Annotated in this window: 11 protein-coding genes and 3 pseudogenes; 3 read left to right on the top strand and 11 right to left on the bottom strand. The window is 63.9% G+C overall.

Annotation, left to right across the window (positions count from 1 at the left end; all coding sequences use genetic code 11):
- Positions 1-63 precede the first annotated feature (63 nt).
- The gene (locus LPB260_RS00775; protein ID WP_208706755.1) at positions 64-1,320 is read right to left on the bottom strand and encodes an MFS transporter; all 1,257 of its coding nucleotides are present in this window, start codon (positions 1,318-1,320) and stop codon (positions 64-66) included.
- Positions 1,321-1,601: 281 nt separating this feature from the next.
- On the opposite strand from LPB260_RS00775, the gene LPB260_RS00770 reads away from it, so the two are divergent.
- Positions 1,602-1,871 (top strand): hypothetical protein, encoded by a 270-nt coding sequence (locus LPB260_RS00770; protein WP_208706754.1) that lies wholly within the window; start codon positions 1,602-1,604, stop codon positions 1,869-1,871.
- Between the two features lie 62 nt (positions 1,872-1,933).
- Here LPB260_RS00770 and LPB260_RS00765 read toward each other — a convergent pair whose 3' ends face one another.
- Together LPB260_RS00765 and LPB260_RS00760 are read right to left on the bottom strand one after the other, a co-directional pair.
- On the bottom strand, positions 1,934-2,323 hold the full coding sequence (locus LPB260_RS00765; protein ID WP_208706753.1) for an MAPEG family protein: 390 nt from the start codon (positions 2,321-2,323) through the stop codon (positions 1,934-1,936).
- Positions 2,320-3,057, bottom strand: a complete 738-nt coding sequence (locus tag LPB260_RS00760; protein WP_208706752.1) for a DUF599 domain-containing protein — start codon at positions 3,055-3,057, stop codon at positions 2,320-2,322. Before LPB260_RS00760 ends, LPB260_RS00765 begins: the two co-directional genes overlap by 4 nt.
- A 182-nt stretch (positions 3,058-3,239) precedes the next feature.
- Between LPB260_RS00760 and LPB260_RS29225 the strand changes: the two are divergent.
- Both LPB260_RS29225 and LPB260_RS29220 read left to right on the top strand, forming a co-directional pair.
- Positions 3,240-4,214: pseudogene (locus tag LPB260_RS29225) on the top strand (HAMP domain-containing protein); the annotation flags it as partial.
- A complete protein-coding gene (locus LPB260_RS29220) occupies positions 4,206-5,084 on the top strand; it encodes a methyl-accepting chemotaxis protein (RefSeq protein ID WP_371926154.1) in 879 nt (292 codons plus the stop codon). The pseudogene LPB260_RS29225 and the gene LPB260_RS29220, both read left to right, overlap by 9 nt.
- 91 nt (positions 5,085-5,175) lie before the next feature.
- Here the strand turns inward: LPB260_RS29220 and brnQ are convergent, their stop codons facing one another.
- From brnQ to LPB260_RS00720, 8 genes and pseudogenes are all read right to left on the bottom strand, one after another.
- Positions 5,176-6,489: a branched-chain amino acid transport system II carrier protein gene (gene brnQ, locus LPB260_RS00750; protein ID WP_208706750.1), complete on the bottom strand. Its 1,314-nt coding sequence runs from the start codon at positions 6,487-6,489 to the stop codon at positions 5,176-5,178.
- A gap of 281 nt (positions 6,490-6,770) precedes the next feature.
- Positions 6,771-7,364 (bottom strand): annotated as a pseudogene (locus LPB260_RS29215) (methyl-accepting chemotaxis protein); the annotation flags it as partial.
- Positions 7,365-7,625: 261 nt separating this feature from the next.
- A pseudogene (locus LPB260_RS29210) lies at positions 7,626-8,732 on the bottom strand (HAMP domain-containing protein); the annotation flags it as partial.
- A 191-nt stretch (positions 8,733-8,923) separates the two neighbouring features.
- Positions 8,924-9,811: a succinate--CoA ligase subunit alpha gene (gene sucD / locus LPB260_RS00740; protein ID WP_208706748.1), complete on the bottom strand. Its 888-nt coding sequence runs from the start codon at positions 9,809-9,811 to the stop codon at positions 8,924-8,926.
- The gene (gene sucC, locus LPB260_RS00735) at positions 9,811-10,977 is read right to left on the bottom strand and encodes an ADP-forming succinate--CoA ligase subunit beta (RefSeq protein WP_208706747.1); all 1,167 of its coding nucleotides are present in this window, start codon (positions 10,975-10,977) and stop codon (positions 9,811-9,813) included. Before sucC ends, sucD begins: the two co-directional genes overlap by 1 nt.
- Before the next feature lie 217 nt (positions 10,978-11,194).
- On the bottom strand, positions 11,195-12,631 hold the full coding sequence (gene lpdA, locus LPB260_RS00730; protein ID WP_208706746.1) for a dihydrolipoyl dehydrogenase: 1,437 nt from the start codon (positions 12,629-12,631) through the stop codon (positions 11,195-11,197).
- Between the two features lie 66 nt (positions 12,632-12,697).
- Positions 12,698-13,918 carry a 2-oxoglutarate dehydrogenase complex dihydrolipoyllysine-residue succinyltransferase gene (gene odhB / locus LPB260_RS00725; RefSeq protein ID WP_208706745.1) on the bottom strand — a complete coding sequence of 407 codons (1,221 nt, stop codon included), beginning with the start codon at positions 13,916-13,918 and terminating at the stop codon, positions 12,698-12,700.
- A 72-nt stretch (positions 13,919-13,990) separates the two neighbouring features.
- Complete coding sequence (locus LPB260_RS00720) at positions 13,991-16,822, bottom strand: 2-oxoglutarate dehydrogenase E1 component (protein WP_208706744.1); 2,832 nt, start codon at positions 16,820-16,822, stop codon at positions 13,991-13,993.
- Between the last annotated feature and the right edge of the window lie 65 nt (positions 16,823-16,887).

Below are 16,887 nucleotides of genomic sequence, written 5' to 3'. Positions count from 1 at the left end.
GCGGCGGATGTCATGCAGATGGGGGCTTCGACTTGGATTTCAAGTGTTTAGCCGATTGCTCGATCAGGGTTCGAGCAATTCGATACGGCTGACCTCCTCCGGGCGCAGGCGGAAACTGGCCTGGCCGGTGCCACCGAGACGCTGCTGCAGGACGATGCGCCCCTGCTGATCGATGCCCTGGAAGCGCCCTTCTGCCGTGTTGCCACGCTCGGTGGCCACGCGCATCGCCAGGTTCTGGTAGCGACTGGGGCTGCGCAGCAAACCCTCGAGGCTGAAGCGCAGGCGGCGATCCAGCGGGCGACTGACCTTCTTCTCGGGCTGAGGCGCCGCCGCAGGCGCACTGGCCTGAAGGTCGGTCGGCTCGCGGGCCACTTCCGGCAGAGGCGGAAACTGATCCGCCTGCACCGCCCAGCCGCGCACATCGGTTTTTCTCAACAGGATGGGCAGACGCTGCTCCTGGCCATCGATGCGTGCCTCGACCGTCAGTTCCAGGCTCTGCGCCGGCAATACCTGGGGCGGCAGCGGCTGCAACTGCACCTGGCGAGTGGCGAAGCGCCGCTGCAGATAGTCCTCGATGACGAAGGCCAGGGTGTCGCTGGAATCCACTTGGCGGTCGACCTTGCCATCGCGGTAACGCAGGCCATCGCTGAACAGTTCTACCTTGCCGCTCAGCGTGGTCTTGAAACGCGCCGGCAGTACCAGGTGGAAGTCGCCGACCAGCTTGTTCGGCGGCTGCGGTTGCAGGTCCAGATGCAGGCTGTAGCCACGGTTCAGGCGACGGGCCTCGGGCAGCTCCTGCTCCGGCAGCAGCCAGCTGAGTTCGACCTCGGGCAACACACCTTCGTCCGTGGGCAACACATCGACGCGCAGCCCATCCCCAACCCGCTGCACCAGGCGAATCGACAACTCGCGGTGGGCGAAAAAGTCCTGGCCCTCGCGAAGCCTGAGCACGCCATCGATCAGTTCGCCGTGCTGGGGTGCGAATGGCTGACCGTTCAGCACGCCATTCAGCTCGATACTGAGTTCGCTTGCGGGGCGTGACTCGGACTCCAGCCAGCGCAGACTGAGAATGGCCGCCATGCGTTCACTGTCCTGACTGGCGAGCAGCGTCAGGCCGACCACCAGCGGAATGAACCCCAGGGCGCTGAGGCCCAGGGCTTGGCGCGCGCGTCGCCAATGGCGCAGCACGAACAACAGGGTCAGCGGCGGCAACAAGGCGGCGCAGCCCCACAGCAGGCTAGTGCCGAAGGCGCGCATCACCAGCCAGACCAGGCCGGCCAGGATCAACAAGAGGCCACCGAGGATCAGCAACGCATCCATTCAAACGTCCTTAGATTACTGGGCAGTCGCAGCCGACGGGGGTGACGAAGCGCACCCGCTCTGGCCGGCGGAAAACATAGGCGTCACGATAATGCTCGACACTCGACTAATCCATCGAGAAGTCGATGATTTTCGCCTAATGGCGTGCCAAGCAGCCGGGCCGCTCGAGGCAAGAGTGGGACCCTGCCGCCGCCCCGGGGAACTTTGCTGGCGTTCAGTTGTTCAAACAGCCCATGCCAGGCTGAATCCTGCAACCACGAACACCACAAGGAGTACCGACCGTGCAGAAGACCTTTACTTACGCCCTGCTGCTCGCTGCCGCCCTCGCCCTCGCCGCCTGCGAGGACAGCCCCGAAAGCAAGATGGAGAGCGCCAAGGAGTCGTTGTCCGACGCGGCCGAGTCCATGAGCGAGGCGGCCGAACAGAAGGCCGACGAAATCATGGGTACCGAGCCAACCACCGGCGAGAAAATCGAGGAAGCCGCCGATGATGCCGCCGAGGCGATGAAGGAGGCAGGCGAAGCCGCCAAGGAAGCGGTCGACGGCCAGTAAGCCGTTCGCCGTGACGCCACGCAAAGGCCCGCTATCTGCGGGCCTTTTTCGTGCTGGTGGCCTCAAAGTGCCGGGGTCAGCATCAGCATCAGGCTGCAGAGCAGTCCCACCGCCCATACCACGCTGCGCTGCCAGTGAAGATCGGCCCAGTAGCACAGCAGGTACAGGACCCGCGCGACCACGAAGGTCACCGCCAGGCCATCGACCAGAACGCCGTGGCTGCCGGTGACATGGGCCATGAGCACACCGACGGCAAACAGCGGAAACGCCTCGAAGCTGTTCAGGTGCGCGGCCAGGGCGCGCGCGCCGAATCCCTTGAGGCGCGCCTGCTGGCTGCGTGGGTGGCGGTTGTCATAGGTGCCGCTCTCCTGCTGCATGGCCCTGGCGACGGGCGCCTTGGCCAGGAAGATCAGCAGCGCACTGATGAAGACGCACCAGAAGGGCAAACTCATTCACTTTTCTCCTTGGCCGACTCGAGTGTCGGCGTCTGTGTGTAGACCATCACCTCCAGCACGTCAGAGTGAAACTCCCGACGATACAGCACCACTACTACCCCGCCGGTCACCAGCATGAAGAACCAGGGGTTGATGAACCAGGCGAGGATCGCCATGCCGAAGTAATAGGCGCGCAGTCCCTGGTTGAACTGGTTCGCTGCCATCGAAATCACCCGCGCAGTGCGCACGGCGAAGGCGTTGCGCTCCTGCTCGGTGACGTGACGCTCGCCGACCATCGGTGCCGAGCCCACCAACACCGCGCCGAAGTTGTACTGACGCATGCACCAGCTGAAGGTGAAGAAGGCATAGACGAACACCACGGCCAGGCACAGCAACTTGACCTCGGACATCTCCCGGCTGGGCGTTTGTACGAAAGGCAGATCGGCAAGCAGCGAAACCGCGCGGTCGGACGCACCGAGTACAGTCAGAATGCCGGCGAGAATGATCAGGGTGCTGGAAGCGAAGAACGAGGCATTGCGCTCCAGATTGCCGATCACATTGGCATCGGCGATGCGGTTGTCGCGTAGCAACATACGGCGCATCCAGTCCTCCCGGTACAGGTGCAGGACGCTCGCCAGGCAGGGTGTGGTCAGCCCTTTGGCCTGGGCATAACGGGTGTAGCCCCCCCAGCACAGCAAAAACCAGATGATCGCCAGGAACTGCTGCCAGGCGTTGTTATCGATAATGCTCATTAAGTCCCCCACTTGGAACCGCGATTATAGCCAGCCAATATTAGTATCGCCTCTTTATGCTTATTTCGAAGTAAGGTCTCTGCAACGGCACTCCCAGGCCGTCGAGCACGGCAGAAATGTGCGGCACGGTTTGCAAAGTCTCCATTCCTGAACAAGTCTCTAAGGGTCGTTGAACTGGCGAGATGCGCTTTTATTCCGCGACCAGCCCCGCTTCGTCCAGCGATATCAGCCTCGCTCTGACAGGAAGTCCAAGTCCTCGACTGCTAAGGAGAGCCGTCATGTCCGTACAGCGCCTGTTTTCCCTTATTTTCTCCGCCATCATCCTCTGCACAGGTCTGCTGGCGATTCTGGTGTACCTGATGATCAGCAATCAGGCGCGACTCACCGCGAGCCAGGCCAACCGCTATCAGTCCTACCTGCTGGCGGACGAGCTGAGGCAGAGTTCCGATGACCTTACCCGCCTGGCGCGTACCTATGCGGTAAGCGGCGATCCGGCCTACGAACGGCAGTACTGGCAGGTGCTGGACATTCGCAACGGCAAACTGCCCCGCCCGCAGCAATACGAGCGCCTGTACTGGGACTTCATCGCCGCCGGCCAGCCCGCGCCGAGGCCAGATGGCCAGCGGGTTCCGTTGCTCGAGCTGATGCAGCGCCAGGGTTTCACCGAGGCCGAACTGGACAAGCTGGAAGAAGCCCAGGCCAATTCGGACACCCTGGTACTGATCGAGACGCAAGCGATGAACGCGGTGAAGGGCCGCTTCGCCGATGGCCAGGGCGGCTTCACGCGGCAAGGTGAGCCCGATCTGGCACTGGCCAGTCGGCTGATGCACGACCCGGACTATCACCGGGAAAAGGCCAAGATCATGCAGCCGGTCGATGCCTTCTACGCCCTGCTCGACCGCCGCACCGGCGATGCCGTGGCGAAGTACAGTGATATCAGCGAGCGCTACATGATGGCCGTCAGCCTGGTCGTTGCCCTGCTGATCCTGATCTCCGCAGTCGGCATCCTGGCGATACGGCGCAAGGTCGGCGCGGCCCTGCAGCGCCTGAGCGACGAAGCCCGCAAAGTCGCCGCCGGCGAGCTGGGTACCGACCTCGAAGGCCAAGGCGGCGGAGAGTTCGGCGTTCTGTCGCATTCGTTCGGGCAGATGGTGAGCAAACTACGGGAGATCGTCAGCAATGTACTGAGCTCAAGCAGCCAGCTCAGCGTGTCCGCCTCGCAGCTGACCAGCACCACCGCCTCGACCCAGCACAACCTCAAGCAGCAGGAACTGCACACCATCGAAGTGGCCGCCGCCATGACCGAGATGGCGGCCACGGTGCAGGAAGTCGCCCGGCACTCGAGCCAGACCGCGGAAGCGGCGAAGCGCGCCGATCAGGCGGCCAATGTCGGCCATCAACTGGTCGGGCAGATGGTCGAGTCGAGCCAGACCCTGTCCCGGGATATCGGCGCCGCGGCGGCGGCCGTGCAGGCGCTGGCGCAGGACACGGCGGACATCGGTAGCATCCTCGATGTGATTCGCAGCATCGCCGATCAGACCAACCTGCTCGCCCTCAATGCCGCCATTGAGGCGGCGCGGGCCGGCGATCAGGGCCGCGGCTTCGCCGTGGTCGCCGACGAGGTGCGCTCGCTGGCCAAGCGCACCCAGGACTCCACCATGGAGATCCAGGAAATGATCGAACGCCTACAGCTCGGTGCCCAGAAGGCGGCGGGGGCGATGAGCCAGAGCCAGGGGCAGGCCGAATCCGGGGCGAATCGGGTACTAGCGGCCGGAGATGCCCTGGAAACCATCAGCGATGCCAATCGCGAGATCAACGAAATGGCCGTACAGATCGCCAGCGCAGCCGAGCAGCAGGCTGCGGTGGCCCAGGACATCAGCCAGCGCGTGCAGATGATCCGCGACCTGGCCAGCGGCAATGCCGAAGGCTCGACCCAGGTCACCGAAGCCAGCCAGAGCCTGGCGCAACTCGCCGAACAACTGAGCCAGCAGGTCCGCCACTTCAACCTCGGGGGAAGCGGCCGCTGACGGGGGACGACTTGGCAGACCCGGCGCAGTGGCCGGGTCTTTCATTCCTACCCAGGTCCGCAAGCGGCCCGCGACAGATCGGCGCCTGGCCTCAGGCCGGGACGCGCTGTGGCGCCCCCAGCGTGCGGTCGAGCACTGTGACCAGCAACAGCGTCACGAGGACTGGAACCAGCCAGCCCAGCCCGTGCTCGGCCAATGGCAGCTCGCCGATCAGCGCCGGCACCCACTGCTTGAAGCCTGCCGCGGCGATACCGTCGAACAGACCCAGTACCAGGGTCACCGACATGACCGGAACGAAGACCCGCCGCGACGACAACCACAGGCTATCGAGCAGGCTCAGGGCGACCAGGACGATGGCCAGCGGGTAGAGACCGACCAGCACCGGCACCGAGACGCTGATCAGCTGGGTCAGCCCCTGGTTGGCCACCACCAGGCTGAACAGCCCGAAGGTCACCACGACCACACGGTAGGAAACCGGCAGCAGCTCGCTGAAGAACTCGCCACAGGCCGCCAGCAGACCGACCGCCGTGGTCAGGCACGCCAGGGTGATAACCAGCGCGAGCAACAGACTGCCGGTGGTTCCGAATGTGTGCTGCACGTAGGCCGTGAGTATCTGCACGCCGTTCTGCGCCTCGCCGGCGATGCCCTGGCTGGTCGCACCGAGGTAGAACAGAGCCAGGTAAACCAGCGACAGCCCCAGGGCGGCAATCAGGCCGGCGATCACCGAGTAGCGGGTGATCAGCCCGCGCTCGCTCACGCCGCGGTCACGGATCGCCATGGCGATGACGATACCGAAGACCAGGGCGCCGAGGGTATCCATGGTCAGGTAACCCTGCAGGAAACCCTGGACGAAGGGCGCGGCCTGGTAGGCCTCGGTCGTTTCCCCCACAGCGCCGGCCGGGGCGAAGAGCGCCGCCCCGCCGAGCACCAACAGCCCCGCCAGCAGTACCGGGGTGATGAACTTGCCGATGCGGTCCACCAGGCGTCCGGGGTTCAGCGCGAGGAACAGCACGGCGGCGAAGTACGCCAGGGTGTAAAGCAGCAGCGGCGTGCCGTCGTTACCGGTGAACGGGGCTACGCCCATTTCGAACGACACCACGGCGGTGCGTGGCGTGGCGAACAGCGGGCCAATGGCCAGGTACACGGCAACGGCGAAGCAGGCGCCGGCGCGGCGGCCCAACGGTGCCGTCAGCTCGGCCATGCCCCCACCGACCCGGGCCAGGGCCACGATGGTCAGCAGTGGCAAGCCCACAGCGGTGAGGAGAAAGCCGAGGGCGGCCGAGTGGAGATTCTCTCCCGCGGCCATGCCGGCGCTGGGCGGGAAGATGATGTTGCCCGCGCCGAGGAACAGCGCAAAGGTCATGAAGCCGAGAGCGAGAATATCGGGTGTTTTCAACGCATTCATGGAAGAAGCAATACCAAAGCAGGAATTCTTGAGGGGGTGCAAAGGTTCCCCGTGGTGAAGGGAAGGATGCCTGTCTGGTCGACGTGGGCTGTGACGCGCCACCCGGCCCTTGTGAGGCCGGGGGGCGGCGCACCCTAATGCAACGGCCACGGGCACGCGACCGACGCCGATCGCGAAGTCGATCCGTCGCAAGCCAATGTCGCATTCCTATAAGGCTTTGGTCTTGGGTGCGCCAAGAGCAAGCACCCTGCCAGCGAGCAGCGTTGCCAGCGCTGGGGGGATCAGGTCTGGAACTGCTCGATCAGGCGGCTCAGTCGATTCTCCAGCGTGCGAATGCTCTGCGCCGCCGCGCGGGTCTGCTCCACCGTGGCATGGGTATCCTCGCTGATGCCGTTGGTACGCACCACGCCTGCGCCCACCTGCTCCGCCACGCTGGCCTGCTCGGTCGCCGCCTCGGCCATCTGCTGGATATTCTGGTCGATGGTGTCCACGGCCCCGGTGATACGCTGCAGCGAAGTGCTGGCCTGTTCGACACTGTCGCGGGCCAGGTCGACCGCATGTCGGCTCTCCCCCATCATCTCGATGGACGACTGGCTGCGACTCTGCAGGGACTGGATGATGACCTGAATCTCTTCGGTGGAGACCTGGGTGCGCTGCGCCAGGCTGCGCACCTCGTCGGCGACCACGGCGAAGCCGCGGCCCTGATCACCGGCCCGCGCGGCCTCGATGGCGGCGTTGAGGGCCAGCAGATTGGTCTGTTCGGCAATGGCGCGAATCACCGCGAGCACCGAGCCGATCCGCTCACTGTCGGTGCTCAGCGCCTCGATCACCTCGGCCAACCGCCCGACCTTGTCCGTCAGGCTGTGCATGGCCTGCCGATTGCCCTGCACCCGGTCGAGTCCCTCGTCGGCGGCGCGACGCGCTTCATCCGACAACCGTTGCCCGTGAGCGGCGCTGTGCGCCATCTGCTGGGCGCTTGCGGCCATCTCGGTCATGGCCGAGGCCACCTGGGCACTCTCCAGACGCTGCAGCTCGACGTTCTGATGGGCCCGCTGCGCCGCTACCTGCAGATCCTCGCCGGCGCCCTCCAGGGTACGGGCAGCCTGGGCGACCTCGGCCACGGTAGCGCGAATCTTCTCGACGAAGGTATTGAAGCTGACAGCCAGCTGACCGAGGTCATCCCTGCCGAGGACGGGCAGGCGCTTGGTCAGGTCGCCCTCGCCTTCCGCCATATCCTGCAGCATCAGGTTGATCTGGCGCAGCGTGCGCAGCAAAGCGGATGCCACGCCGTAGGCCACCAGCACCCCGAACATCACCGCCGCCAGTACCACCACCCAGAGCAGGCGGCTGACCTGCGACACGGTGCTGTCGGCGGCGCTACCCGCTTGCTGCATGGCATCCATCAGGCTTTGTTGCAAGCGCTTGGCCAGGTCGGCGATCTGCGGGTCGATACGGTCCATCTGCGCCAGGGTCGCGTTGCGCGCATCGATCAGCTCGACGACCTTGCCGGCGGCGGCCTTGTACAGCTCCAGGCTGGCCAGGGCCTGATTCAACTGCGCGGTCAGGCGCTCGCTGCCGCCGCGGTCACGCAGCACCCCAATCATGCTCTGCGCATTGGCCAGCTCGCGGGCGAAGGCCTTGGCCTGCTCGGCCTGATTCTCCTGGAGGAACTGGTACAGGTACTGGCTACCGAGCAGCAGGTTGCGCATGCCGGCGCTGGAATAGAACACTGCATCCAGATTGAAGCTCATCTGGGCATCGGCGAGTACCGCCGACAGGACCTTCTCGATCGCCGGCCCATGCTGACTCAGCTCGCCGCTGACCAGGGCCTGACGCTGCTGGCTGAGGGGAACCAGTTGCTCACGAAACAACCGGCTGTACTGCTCGCGCAGGCTTTCGATCTGCGCCAGCAATTGGCTCTGCGCCGGGTCCTGCAGACGCTCGCCGGCGTGCTGCAGAGCCTGCGCGAGGTGCGCATCGAGCTGGTTGAACTGCTGTGCGGCGCTTGCCTCGCCGCTGCGGGCATATTGGCTCAGCGCCAGTTGCAGGCGCGCCATGCTGTCGGTGACCTGAGCCACCTGGTCCATGCTTGGCCCCAGGTCGCGGGTGACCACCCCGACCCGATCGGCAATGCTGCGCAGCGACAGCGACGAAACGACGCCGAGCACAACCAGCAAGATGCAGAGCACGGCCGGCACTATGGCCATCTTGTAGGCAATCCGCAGATCGGCAAACCAACGCATAAGCAGGCATCCTCAGGCGACAGGAGTAGGGCCATGGGCGCCACATCCGCGCCTATGCGGCTTATCGGCTGCAGTAGCCCATCGCTTGAGTCTATAGCGCCTGCCGCCTGGCGGATTTCTGCAGAACGACCTGCAGGAGCCTAAAAAACAAAAGGCCACCCGAAGGTGGCCTTTTGTCGATCAAGTCAGCCTCAGGCCTTCTTGACTTCCCAACCGGTCAGCTCGGCCAGGGCCTTGCCGATATCGGCCAGCGAACGCACGGTCTTCACACCCGCGTCCTGCAGGGCGGCGAACTTCTCGTCCGCAGTGCCCTTGCCGCCGGAGATGATCGCACCGGCGTGGCCCATGCGCTTGCCCGCCGGAGCGGTAACACCAGCGATGTAGGACACCACCGGCTTGGTCACGTTGGCCTTGATGAAGGCCGCGGCTTCTTCCTCGGCCGAACCGCCGATTTCACCGATCATCACGATCGCTTCGGTCTTCGGGTCTTCCTGGAACAGCTTGAGGATATCGATGAAGTTCGAGCCCGGGATCGGGTCGCCACCGATGCCCACGCAGGTCGACTGGCCGAAGCCGGCGTCGGTGGTCTGCTTCACGGCTTCATAGGTCAGGGTGCCGGAACGCGAGACGATACCGACCTTGCCCGGCAGGTGGATGTGACCCGGCATGATGCCGATCTTGCACTCGCCCGGAGTGATCACGCCTGGGCAGTTCGGGCCGATCAGGACCACGCCCAGTTCGTCGCACTTGACCTTGGCTTCCAGCATGTCGATGGTCGCGATGCCTTCGGTGATGCAGACGATCAGCTTGATGCCGCCCATGGCCGCTTCGAGGATCGAGTCCTTGCAGAACGGAGCCGGTACGTAGATCACGCTGGCGGTGGCGCCAGTCTGGGCGACCGCTTCCTTGACGGTGTTGAACACCGGCAGGCCGAGGTGGGTGGTGCCGCCCTTGCCCGGAGTCACGCCGCCAACCATCTGGGTGCCGTAGGCGATGGCCTGTTCGGAGTGGAAAGTACCCTGCGAACCAGTGAAGCCCTGGCAGATTACTTTGGTGTCTTTATTGATCAGGACGCTCATTACTTGCCCTCCGCAGCTTTGACGACTTGCTGAGCAGCGTCGGTCAGGCTGGTTGCCGCGATGATGTTCAGGCCACTTTCCGCCAGGACCTTGGCGCCCAGCTCGGCGTTGTTGCCTTCGAGGCGAACCACTACCGGGATCTTGACGCCGACTTCTTTGACTGCACCGATGATGCCTTCGGCAATCATGTCGCAGCGCACGATGCCGCCGAAGATGTTCACCAGAACAGCTTTGACGTTGTCGTCGGAGAGGATGATCTTGAACGCTTCGGTCACGCGCTCTTTGGTCGCGCCGCCGCCTACGTCGAGGAAGTTGGCCGGCTGACCGCCGTGCAGGTTGACGATGTCCATGGTGCCCATGGCCAGGCCAGCGCCGTTGACCATGCAACCGATGTTGCCTTCCAGGGCCACGTAGTTCAGTTCGAACTTGGCGGCGTGGGCTTCACGCGGATCGTCCTGGGACGGATCGTGCATGGCGCGCAGCTTCGGCTGACGGTACATGGCGTTGCTGTCGATGTTGATCTTGGCGTCCAGGCAATGCAGGTTGCCATCGGCCTTGATCACCAGCGGGTTGACTTCCAGCAGGGCCAGGTCGTAGTCCTGGAACAGCTTGGCCAGGCCAACGAAGATGTGGGTGAACTGCTTGATCTGGTCGCCCTGCAGGCCCAGCTGGAAGGCCAGCTCGCGGCCCTGGAACGGCTGAGCGCCGACCAGCGGGTCGATGGTGGCCTTGAGGATCTTCTCAGGGGTGTCGTGGGCCACTTTCTCGATGTCCACGCCGCCTTCGGTGGAAGCCATGAACACGATACGACGGCTGGAGCGATCGACGACCGCGCCCAGGTATAGTTCCTTGGCGATGTCGGTGCAGGACTCGACCAGGATCTTGCTGACCGGCTGACCGTTGGCGTCAGTCTGGTAGGTCACCAGGCGCTTGCCCAGCCAGTTGGCGGCGAAGGCCTTGGCGTCTTCCTTGCTCTTGACCAGCTTCACGCCGCCCGCTTTACCGCGGCCACCGGCATGCACTTGAGCCTTAACGACCCACTCACTGCCACCAATTTTCTCGCAGGCTGCTGCCGCTTCTTCCGGGGTGTCTACGGCGAAGCCCTTGGATACGGGCAGGCCGTATTCAGCGAACAGCTGCTTACCCTGATACTCATGGAGATTCATGCTTGTCTACCGTCTTCGTTTGGGTATTGCGCATTCGGCGCTGCACTTATGGTGCCGCGCCACCTGTGACTGCCATCGAGAGCAGTCCGACGTACGTTCCGCGCCAAACCTGGGCCGACGCGGGCAGATCGCCGTGGTTCTTATTGTCCTGCTGTCGCCGGCGTCGACTGCCCACCCTTGAGGGGGCCAGCTGACGCGGCGACGATACGCCCGTGACTCAGCGCTTCTTGCGGTTGGCGATGTGAATGGCGCCGCCGTTCACTGCCAGGGCTGCTTCATGCAGCGCCTCGGACAGGGTCGGGTGCGAGAACACCATCATGCCCAGGTCTTCGGCACTGGTGCCGAACTCCATGCCGATCGCGCCCTGCTGAACCAGCTCGGCAGCGCTTGGGCCGATCACGTGGACGCCCAGCACGCGGTCGCTCTTGGCGTCGGCAATGACCTTGACCATACCGCCGGTGTCGTTGGCCGCCATGGCCCGGCCGCTGGCTGCGAACGGGAAGGTGCCGACCTTGACTTCAACACCCTCACCCTTGAGCTGCTGCTCGGTCTTGCCGACCCACGCGATCTCCGGGTGGGTATAGATGACCGACGGAATCAGATCATAGTTCATCTGCGCCTTGTGGCCGGCGATGCGCTCGGCGACCATCACGCCCTCTTCCGAGGCCTTGTGCGCCAGCATCGCGCCGCGCACCACGTCACCGATGGCGTAGACGCCCGGCACGCTGGTGGCGCACTGGTCGTCGACGTAGATGAAGCCACGCTCGTCCATGTCGACGCCGCTGTCGGCAGCCAACAGGTCGGTGGTCACCGGACGACGGCCGACCGCGACGATCAGCTTGTCGAAGGTCATCTGCTGCTCGCCGTCGGCGTCGGTGAAGGTCACGGTGACCTGCTTCTTCTTCACTTCGGAGCCAGTCACACGAGCGCCCAGGCGGATCTTCAGACCCTGCTTGGTCAGGGTCTTCATGGCTTCCTTGGCGATCTGCTCATCGGCCGCCGGGAGGAACTTGTCCAGCGCCTCGATCACGGTGACTTCCGCGCCCAGACGCGCCCATACCGAGCCCAGCTCCAGGCCGATCACGCCGGCGCCAATCACGCCCAGCTTCTTCGGTACGCTCTGGAATTCCAGGGCGCCGGTGGAGTCGACGATCACGTCCTGATCGACTGGGGCCGGCGGGATGTCTACCGGCTTGGAGCCGGAAGCCAGGATCACGTTCGCCGCCTCGACCACCTGGGTGGTGCCGTCCAGCGCGGTGACTTCGACCTGCTTGCCGGCCAGCAGCTTGCCGTGGCCTTCCAGCAGGGTCACACCGTTGGCCTTGAACAGGGTGCTGACGCCGCCGGTGAGATTCTTAACGATGTTGCTCTTACGACCGATCATCGCCGGTACGTCGATGCTCACGCCCTTGGCCTCGATGCCGTGGACGGCGAAGCCTTCCTTCGCCTCGTGGTACTTCCAGGAGCTGTCCAGCAGGGCCTTGGACGGAATGCAACCGACGTTCAGGCAAGTACCGCCGAGGGCGATCTTGCCCTCTTTATCCTGGTACTTCTCGATGCAGGCGGTCTTCAGACCGAGCTGGGCTGCTTTGATGGCTGCAACATAGCCACCAGGGCCGGCACCGATGACTACCACGTCGAATTTCTGGGTCATAACTCATTCCTTCTCGGATGAAGACAACGGCCCCTTGTGGGGGCCGTCGCGCTCAGGACAAACGGATTAGATATCCAACAACAGACGAGCCGGGTCTTCCAGCAGGTCTTTCATGGTAACCAGGAAGGTCACGGCTTCCTTACCATCGATCAGGCGGTGGTCGTAGGACAGCGCCAGGTACATCATCGGCAGGATCACCACCTGGCCATTGACCGCCATCGGCCGCTCCTGGATCTTGTGCATGCCCAGGATCGCGGTCTGTGGCGGGTTGACGATCGGCGTCGACAGCAGCGAGCCGAACACCCCACCGTTGGAAATGGTGAAGGTGCCGCCGGTCATGTCTTCGATGGTCAGCTTGCCGTCTTTGGCCTTCTTGCCGAACGCGGCGATGGTGCCTTCGATCTCGGCCAGGCTCATGTGCTCGGCGTTGCGCAGCACCGGAACCACCAGGCCACGGTCGCTGGACACGGCCACGCCGATATCCTGGTAGCCGTGGTAGACGATGTCGCTGCCGTCGATCGAGGCGTTCACGCCCGGCTGACGCTTCAGCGCCTCGGTGGCGGCCTTGACGAAGAAGGACATGAAGCCCAGGCGCACGCCGTCGTGCTTCTTCTCGAACAGGTCCTTGTACTTGGAGCGCAGCTCCATGATCGGCTTCATGTTGACTTCGTTGAACGTGGTCAGCATGGCCATGGAGGACTGCGCCTCGACCAGACGCTCGGCGACCTTGGCGCGCAGGCGAGTCATCGGCACGCGCTTCTCGACGCGGTCGCCGGCTTCCAGCTTCGGCGCGGCGGCCTGGGCGGCAGGCTTGGCGGCCGGCGCTGCAACCGGGGCCTTCTTCTTCGCTTCGACTGCGGCGACCACGTCTTCCTTGGTCACCCGGCCACCCTTGCCCGAACCGCTGATGCTGTTCGGGTCGATGCCGTTCTCTTCGGCCAGCTTGCGCGCGGCCGGGGACAGGATCTGCTCGTCGCCGCCGGCGGCCGGGGCGGACTCCTGGGCGGTCGGCGCTTCGGCGGCCGACTTGCTCGGGGCCGCGGCGGCAGCGCCTTCGTTCAATTTACCCAGCAGCTCACCGCTGAGCACGGTGTCGCCTTCGTTCTTGACGATTTCGGCGAGGACACCATCGGCCTCGGCCAGCACTTCCATCACAACCTTGTCGGTTTCGATGTCAACGATCAGCTCATCGCGCTTGACCGCGTCCCCAGGCTTCTTGTGCCAGGTCGCAACGGTGCCGTCGGCAACCGACTCCGGAAAGGTAGGCGCTTTGATCTCGATAGCCATTATGTGTGGTTCCTTTAATTCGGTTTCTTCAGCGAGGCGGCCGTGGTGGGCCGCCTCTTTCGGGCGAAGGCGTTAAACGGTAAAAGCGTCTTGCAGCAGTTTTGCCTGCTGCTCGGCGTGCATCGAGGCGTAACCGCAAGCCGGCGCAGCAGAGGCATCGCGACCGGCGTACTCAAGGAACAGCGTCTTCTTGTGCGCGGTGGCGACACGGCGCATGTGATGCTGACTGCAGTACCAAGCGCCCTGGTTCATCGGCTCTTCCTGACACCAGACGATGTGCTTGAGGTTCTTGTACGGCGCCAGCACCTCGGCCAGATCGTCTTCCGGGAACGGATAGAGCTGCTCGATACGCACGATGGCGATGTCCTGGCGCTCTTCGGCCCGGCGCTTCTCCAGCAAGTCGTAGTAGACCTTGCCGCTGCACAGGATCATGCGCTCGACTTTCTTCGGATCCAGCGTGTCGAGTTCCGGAATCACCGTCTGGAACGAACCTTCGGCCAGGTCTTCCAAGGTCGAGATGGCCAATTTGTGGCGCAGCAGCGACTTCGGCGTCAATACGACCAACGGCTTGCGCAGCGGGCGGATCACCTGACGGCGCAGCAGATGGTAGATCTGCGCCGGAGTGGTCGGCACGCAGACTTGCATGTTGTGCTCGGCGCTCAACTGCAGGAAGCGCTCCAGGCGCGCGGACGAGTGCTCCGGCCCCTGCCCTTCATAACCGTGCGGCAGCAGCATGGTCAGGCCGCAGAGTCGGCCCCACTTGTGCTCGCCACTGGAAATGAACTGGTCGAATACCACCTGGGCACCGTTGGCGAAATCGCCGAACTGCGCTTCCCAGATCACCAAGGCGTTGGGCTGGGTGGTGGCATAGCCGTATTCGAAGGCCAGCACCGCTTCTTCCGAGAGGAAGGAGTCGTACAGGTCGAAGCGCGGCTGACCCTGGTAGAGGTTCTGCAGCGGCAGGTAGGTGCTGGCGTCCTTCTGGTTGTGCAGCGCCGCGTGGCGGTGCGAGAAGGTGCCGCGACCGATGTCCTGGCCGGTCATGCGAATCGGATGGCCTTCGAACAACAGGGTGGCGTAAGCCATGGTTTCGGCGTAGCCCCAGTTGATCGGCAGCGCACCGGCGCCCATCTTCTGGCGATCCTCGAGAATCTTCGCGACCTGACGCTGGACCACGAAGCCTTCCGGGATTTCCAGCAGCTTGTTGGACAGGTCCTGCAGGGTCTTCAGGTCGAAGCGCGTGTCGTGACGCGCGGTCCAGGCATGGCCCAGGTACGGACGCCAGTCGACGAACAGCTCCTTGTTCGGCTCCTTGACCAGGCTCTTGACCACGTGCTGGCCATTGTCCAGCGCAGTACGGTAGTCATCGATCTTGGCCTGCACCTCGTCCGCGGAATGACTGACCGCGTTGGTCAGCGACTCGGCGTACAGCTCGCGGGTGGTCCGCTGCTTGGAGATCTGCTGGTACATCAGCGGCTGGGTGCCACTCGGCTCGTCGGCCTCGTTGTGGCCGCGGCGGCGGTAGCAGACCAGGTCGATGACCACGTCGCGCTTATACTGCATGCGATAGTCGACGGCCAGCTGGGTGACGAACAGCACGGCCTCCGGGTCATCGCCATTCACATGGAAGATCGGCGCCTGGATCATCTTCGCCACGTCGGTGCAGTACTCGGTGGAGCGCGAGTCTTCTGCACGGCTGGTGGTGAAGCCGACCTGGTTGTTGATCACGATATGGATGGTACCGCCCGTCTTGAAGCCGCGGGTCTGCGACATCTGGAAGGTTTCCATGACCACGCCCTGACCGGCGAACGCGGCGTCGCCGTGGATCGAGATCGGCAGTACCTTGTCGCCGGACACGTCGCTACGACGGTCCTGGCGCGCCCGCACCGAGCCCTCGACCACCGGGGAGACGATCTCCAGGTGCGACGGGTTGAACGCCAGCGCCAGGTGGACTTCGCCACCGGCGGTCATGACGTTGGAGGAGAAGCCCTGGTGGTACTTCACGTCGCCCGAGCTGAGACCCTCGACCTTCTTGCCTTCGAACTCGTCGAACAGTTCGCGCGGGTTCTTGCCAAAGGTATTGACCAGTACGTTCAGGCGGCCACGGTGGGCCATGCCGATGACGATTTCCTTGGTGCCATAGGAGCCGGAACGCTGGATCACTTCATCGAGCAACGGGATCAGGCTCTCGCCACCTTCCAGGCCGAAACGCTTGGTGCCCGGGTACTTGGTGCCCAGGTACTTCTCCAAACCTTCGGCCGCAGTCAGACGCTCGAGCAGGTGGCTCTGCACCTCGGCGGAGAACTGCGGACGGCCGCGCACGCTTTCCAGGCGCTGCTGGAACCAGCTGCGCTGCTCGGAATCGACGATGTGGGTGAACTCGGCGCCGATGGTGCGGCAATATGTCTGCTGCAAAGCATCGCGAATTTCGCGCAGAGTAGCCTCTTCCTTGCCGATGAACAGACCACCGGTGCGGAAGGTGGTGTCCAGGTCGGCGTCGGTCAGGCCATAGTGAGTGATCGCCAGATCAGCGGGTACCGGACGCTGCCAGAGCCCAAGCGGGTCCAGCTTGGCGGCCTGGTGGCCACGCATGCGGTAGGCCTGAATCATCCGCAGCACTTCGACCTGCTTCTTTTCGTGCTCGCTGCTCACGCTGCCGGCGGAAACCGGTTGGGCGCGACGCTGATTCTTGGCGAGCAGGACGAAATGGTCGCGAATCGTCGAGTGCGATACGTCTGTAGCGGCGCTGCCGTCGCTAGGCAACTTCTGGAAGTAGGTGCGCCACTCTTCTGGCACAGCGTTGGGATCGTGCAGGTAGAGCTCGTAGAGCTCTTCCACATAGGCAGCGTTGCCACCAGATAGGTGGGCACTGTCCCACATGCGCTGCATCACGCTTTCTTGCATGCTTGGTCACCCTCAGTAAGGGGACACCACCGGCGTGGAAACCGCATTGGCTTTTGAAGTCCTGA

This window comes from Pseudomonas sp. LPB0260, from assembly GCF_013388395.1.
This window is presented reverse-complemented; position numbering and strand designations above follow the sequence as displayed.

Coding starts and splice junctions, on each gene's coding strand:
- LPB260_RS00775 (WP_208706755.1), bottom strand. CDS start 1,320: ATGGATGCGTTGCTGATCCTCGGTGGCCTCTTGTTGATCCTGGCCGGC.
- LPB260_RS00765 (WP_208706753.1), bottom strand. CDS start 2,323: ATGAGTTTGCCCTTCTGGTGCGTCTTCATCAGTGCGCTGCTGATCTTC.
- LPB260_RS00760 (WP_208706752.1), bottom strand. CDS start 3,057: ATGAGCATTATCGATAACAACGCCTGGCAGCAGTTCCTGGCGATCATC.
- LPB260_RS29220 (WP_371926154.1), top strand. CDS start 4,206: ATGGTGAGCAAACTACGGGAGATCGTCAGCAATGTACTGAGCTCAAGC.
- brnQ (WP_208706750.1), bottom strand. CDS start 6,489: ATGAATGCGTTGAAAACACCCGATATTCTCGCTCTCGGCTTCATGACC.
- sucD (WP_208706748.1), bottom strand. CDS start 9,811: ATGAGCGTCCTGATCAATAAAGACACCAAAGTAATCTGCCAGGGCTTC.
- sucC (WP_208706747.1), bottom strand. CDS start 10,977: ATGAATCTCCATGAGTATCAGGGTAAGCAGCTGTTCGCTGAATACGGC.
- lpdA (WP_208706746.1), bottom strand. CDS start 12,631: ATGACCCAGAAATTCGACGTGGTAGTCATCGGTGCCGGCCCTGGTGGC.
- odhB (WP_208706745.1), bottom strand. CDS start 13,918: ATGGCTATCGAGATCAAAGCGCCTACCTTTCCGGAGTCGGTTGCCGAC.
- LPB260_RS00720 (WP_208706744.1), bottom strand. CDS start 16,822: ATGCAAGAAAGCGTGATGCAGCGCATGTGGGACAGTGCCCACCTATCT.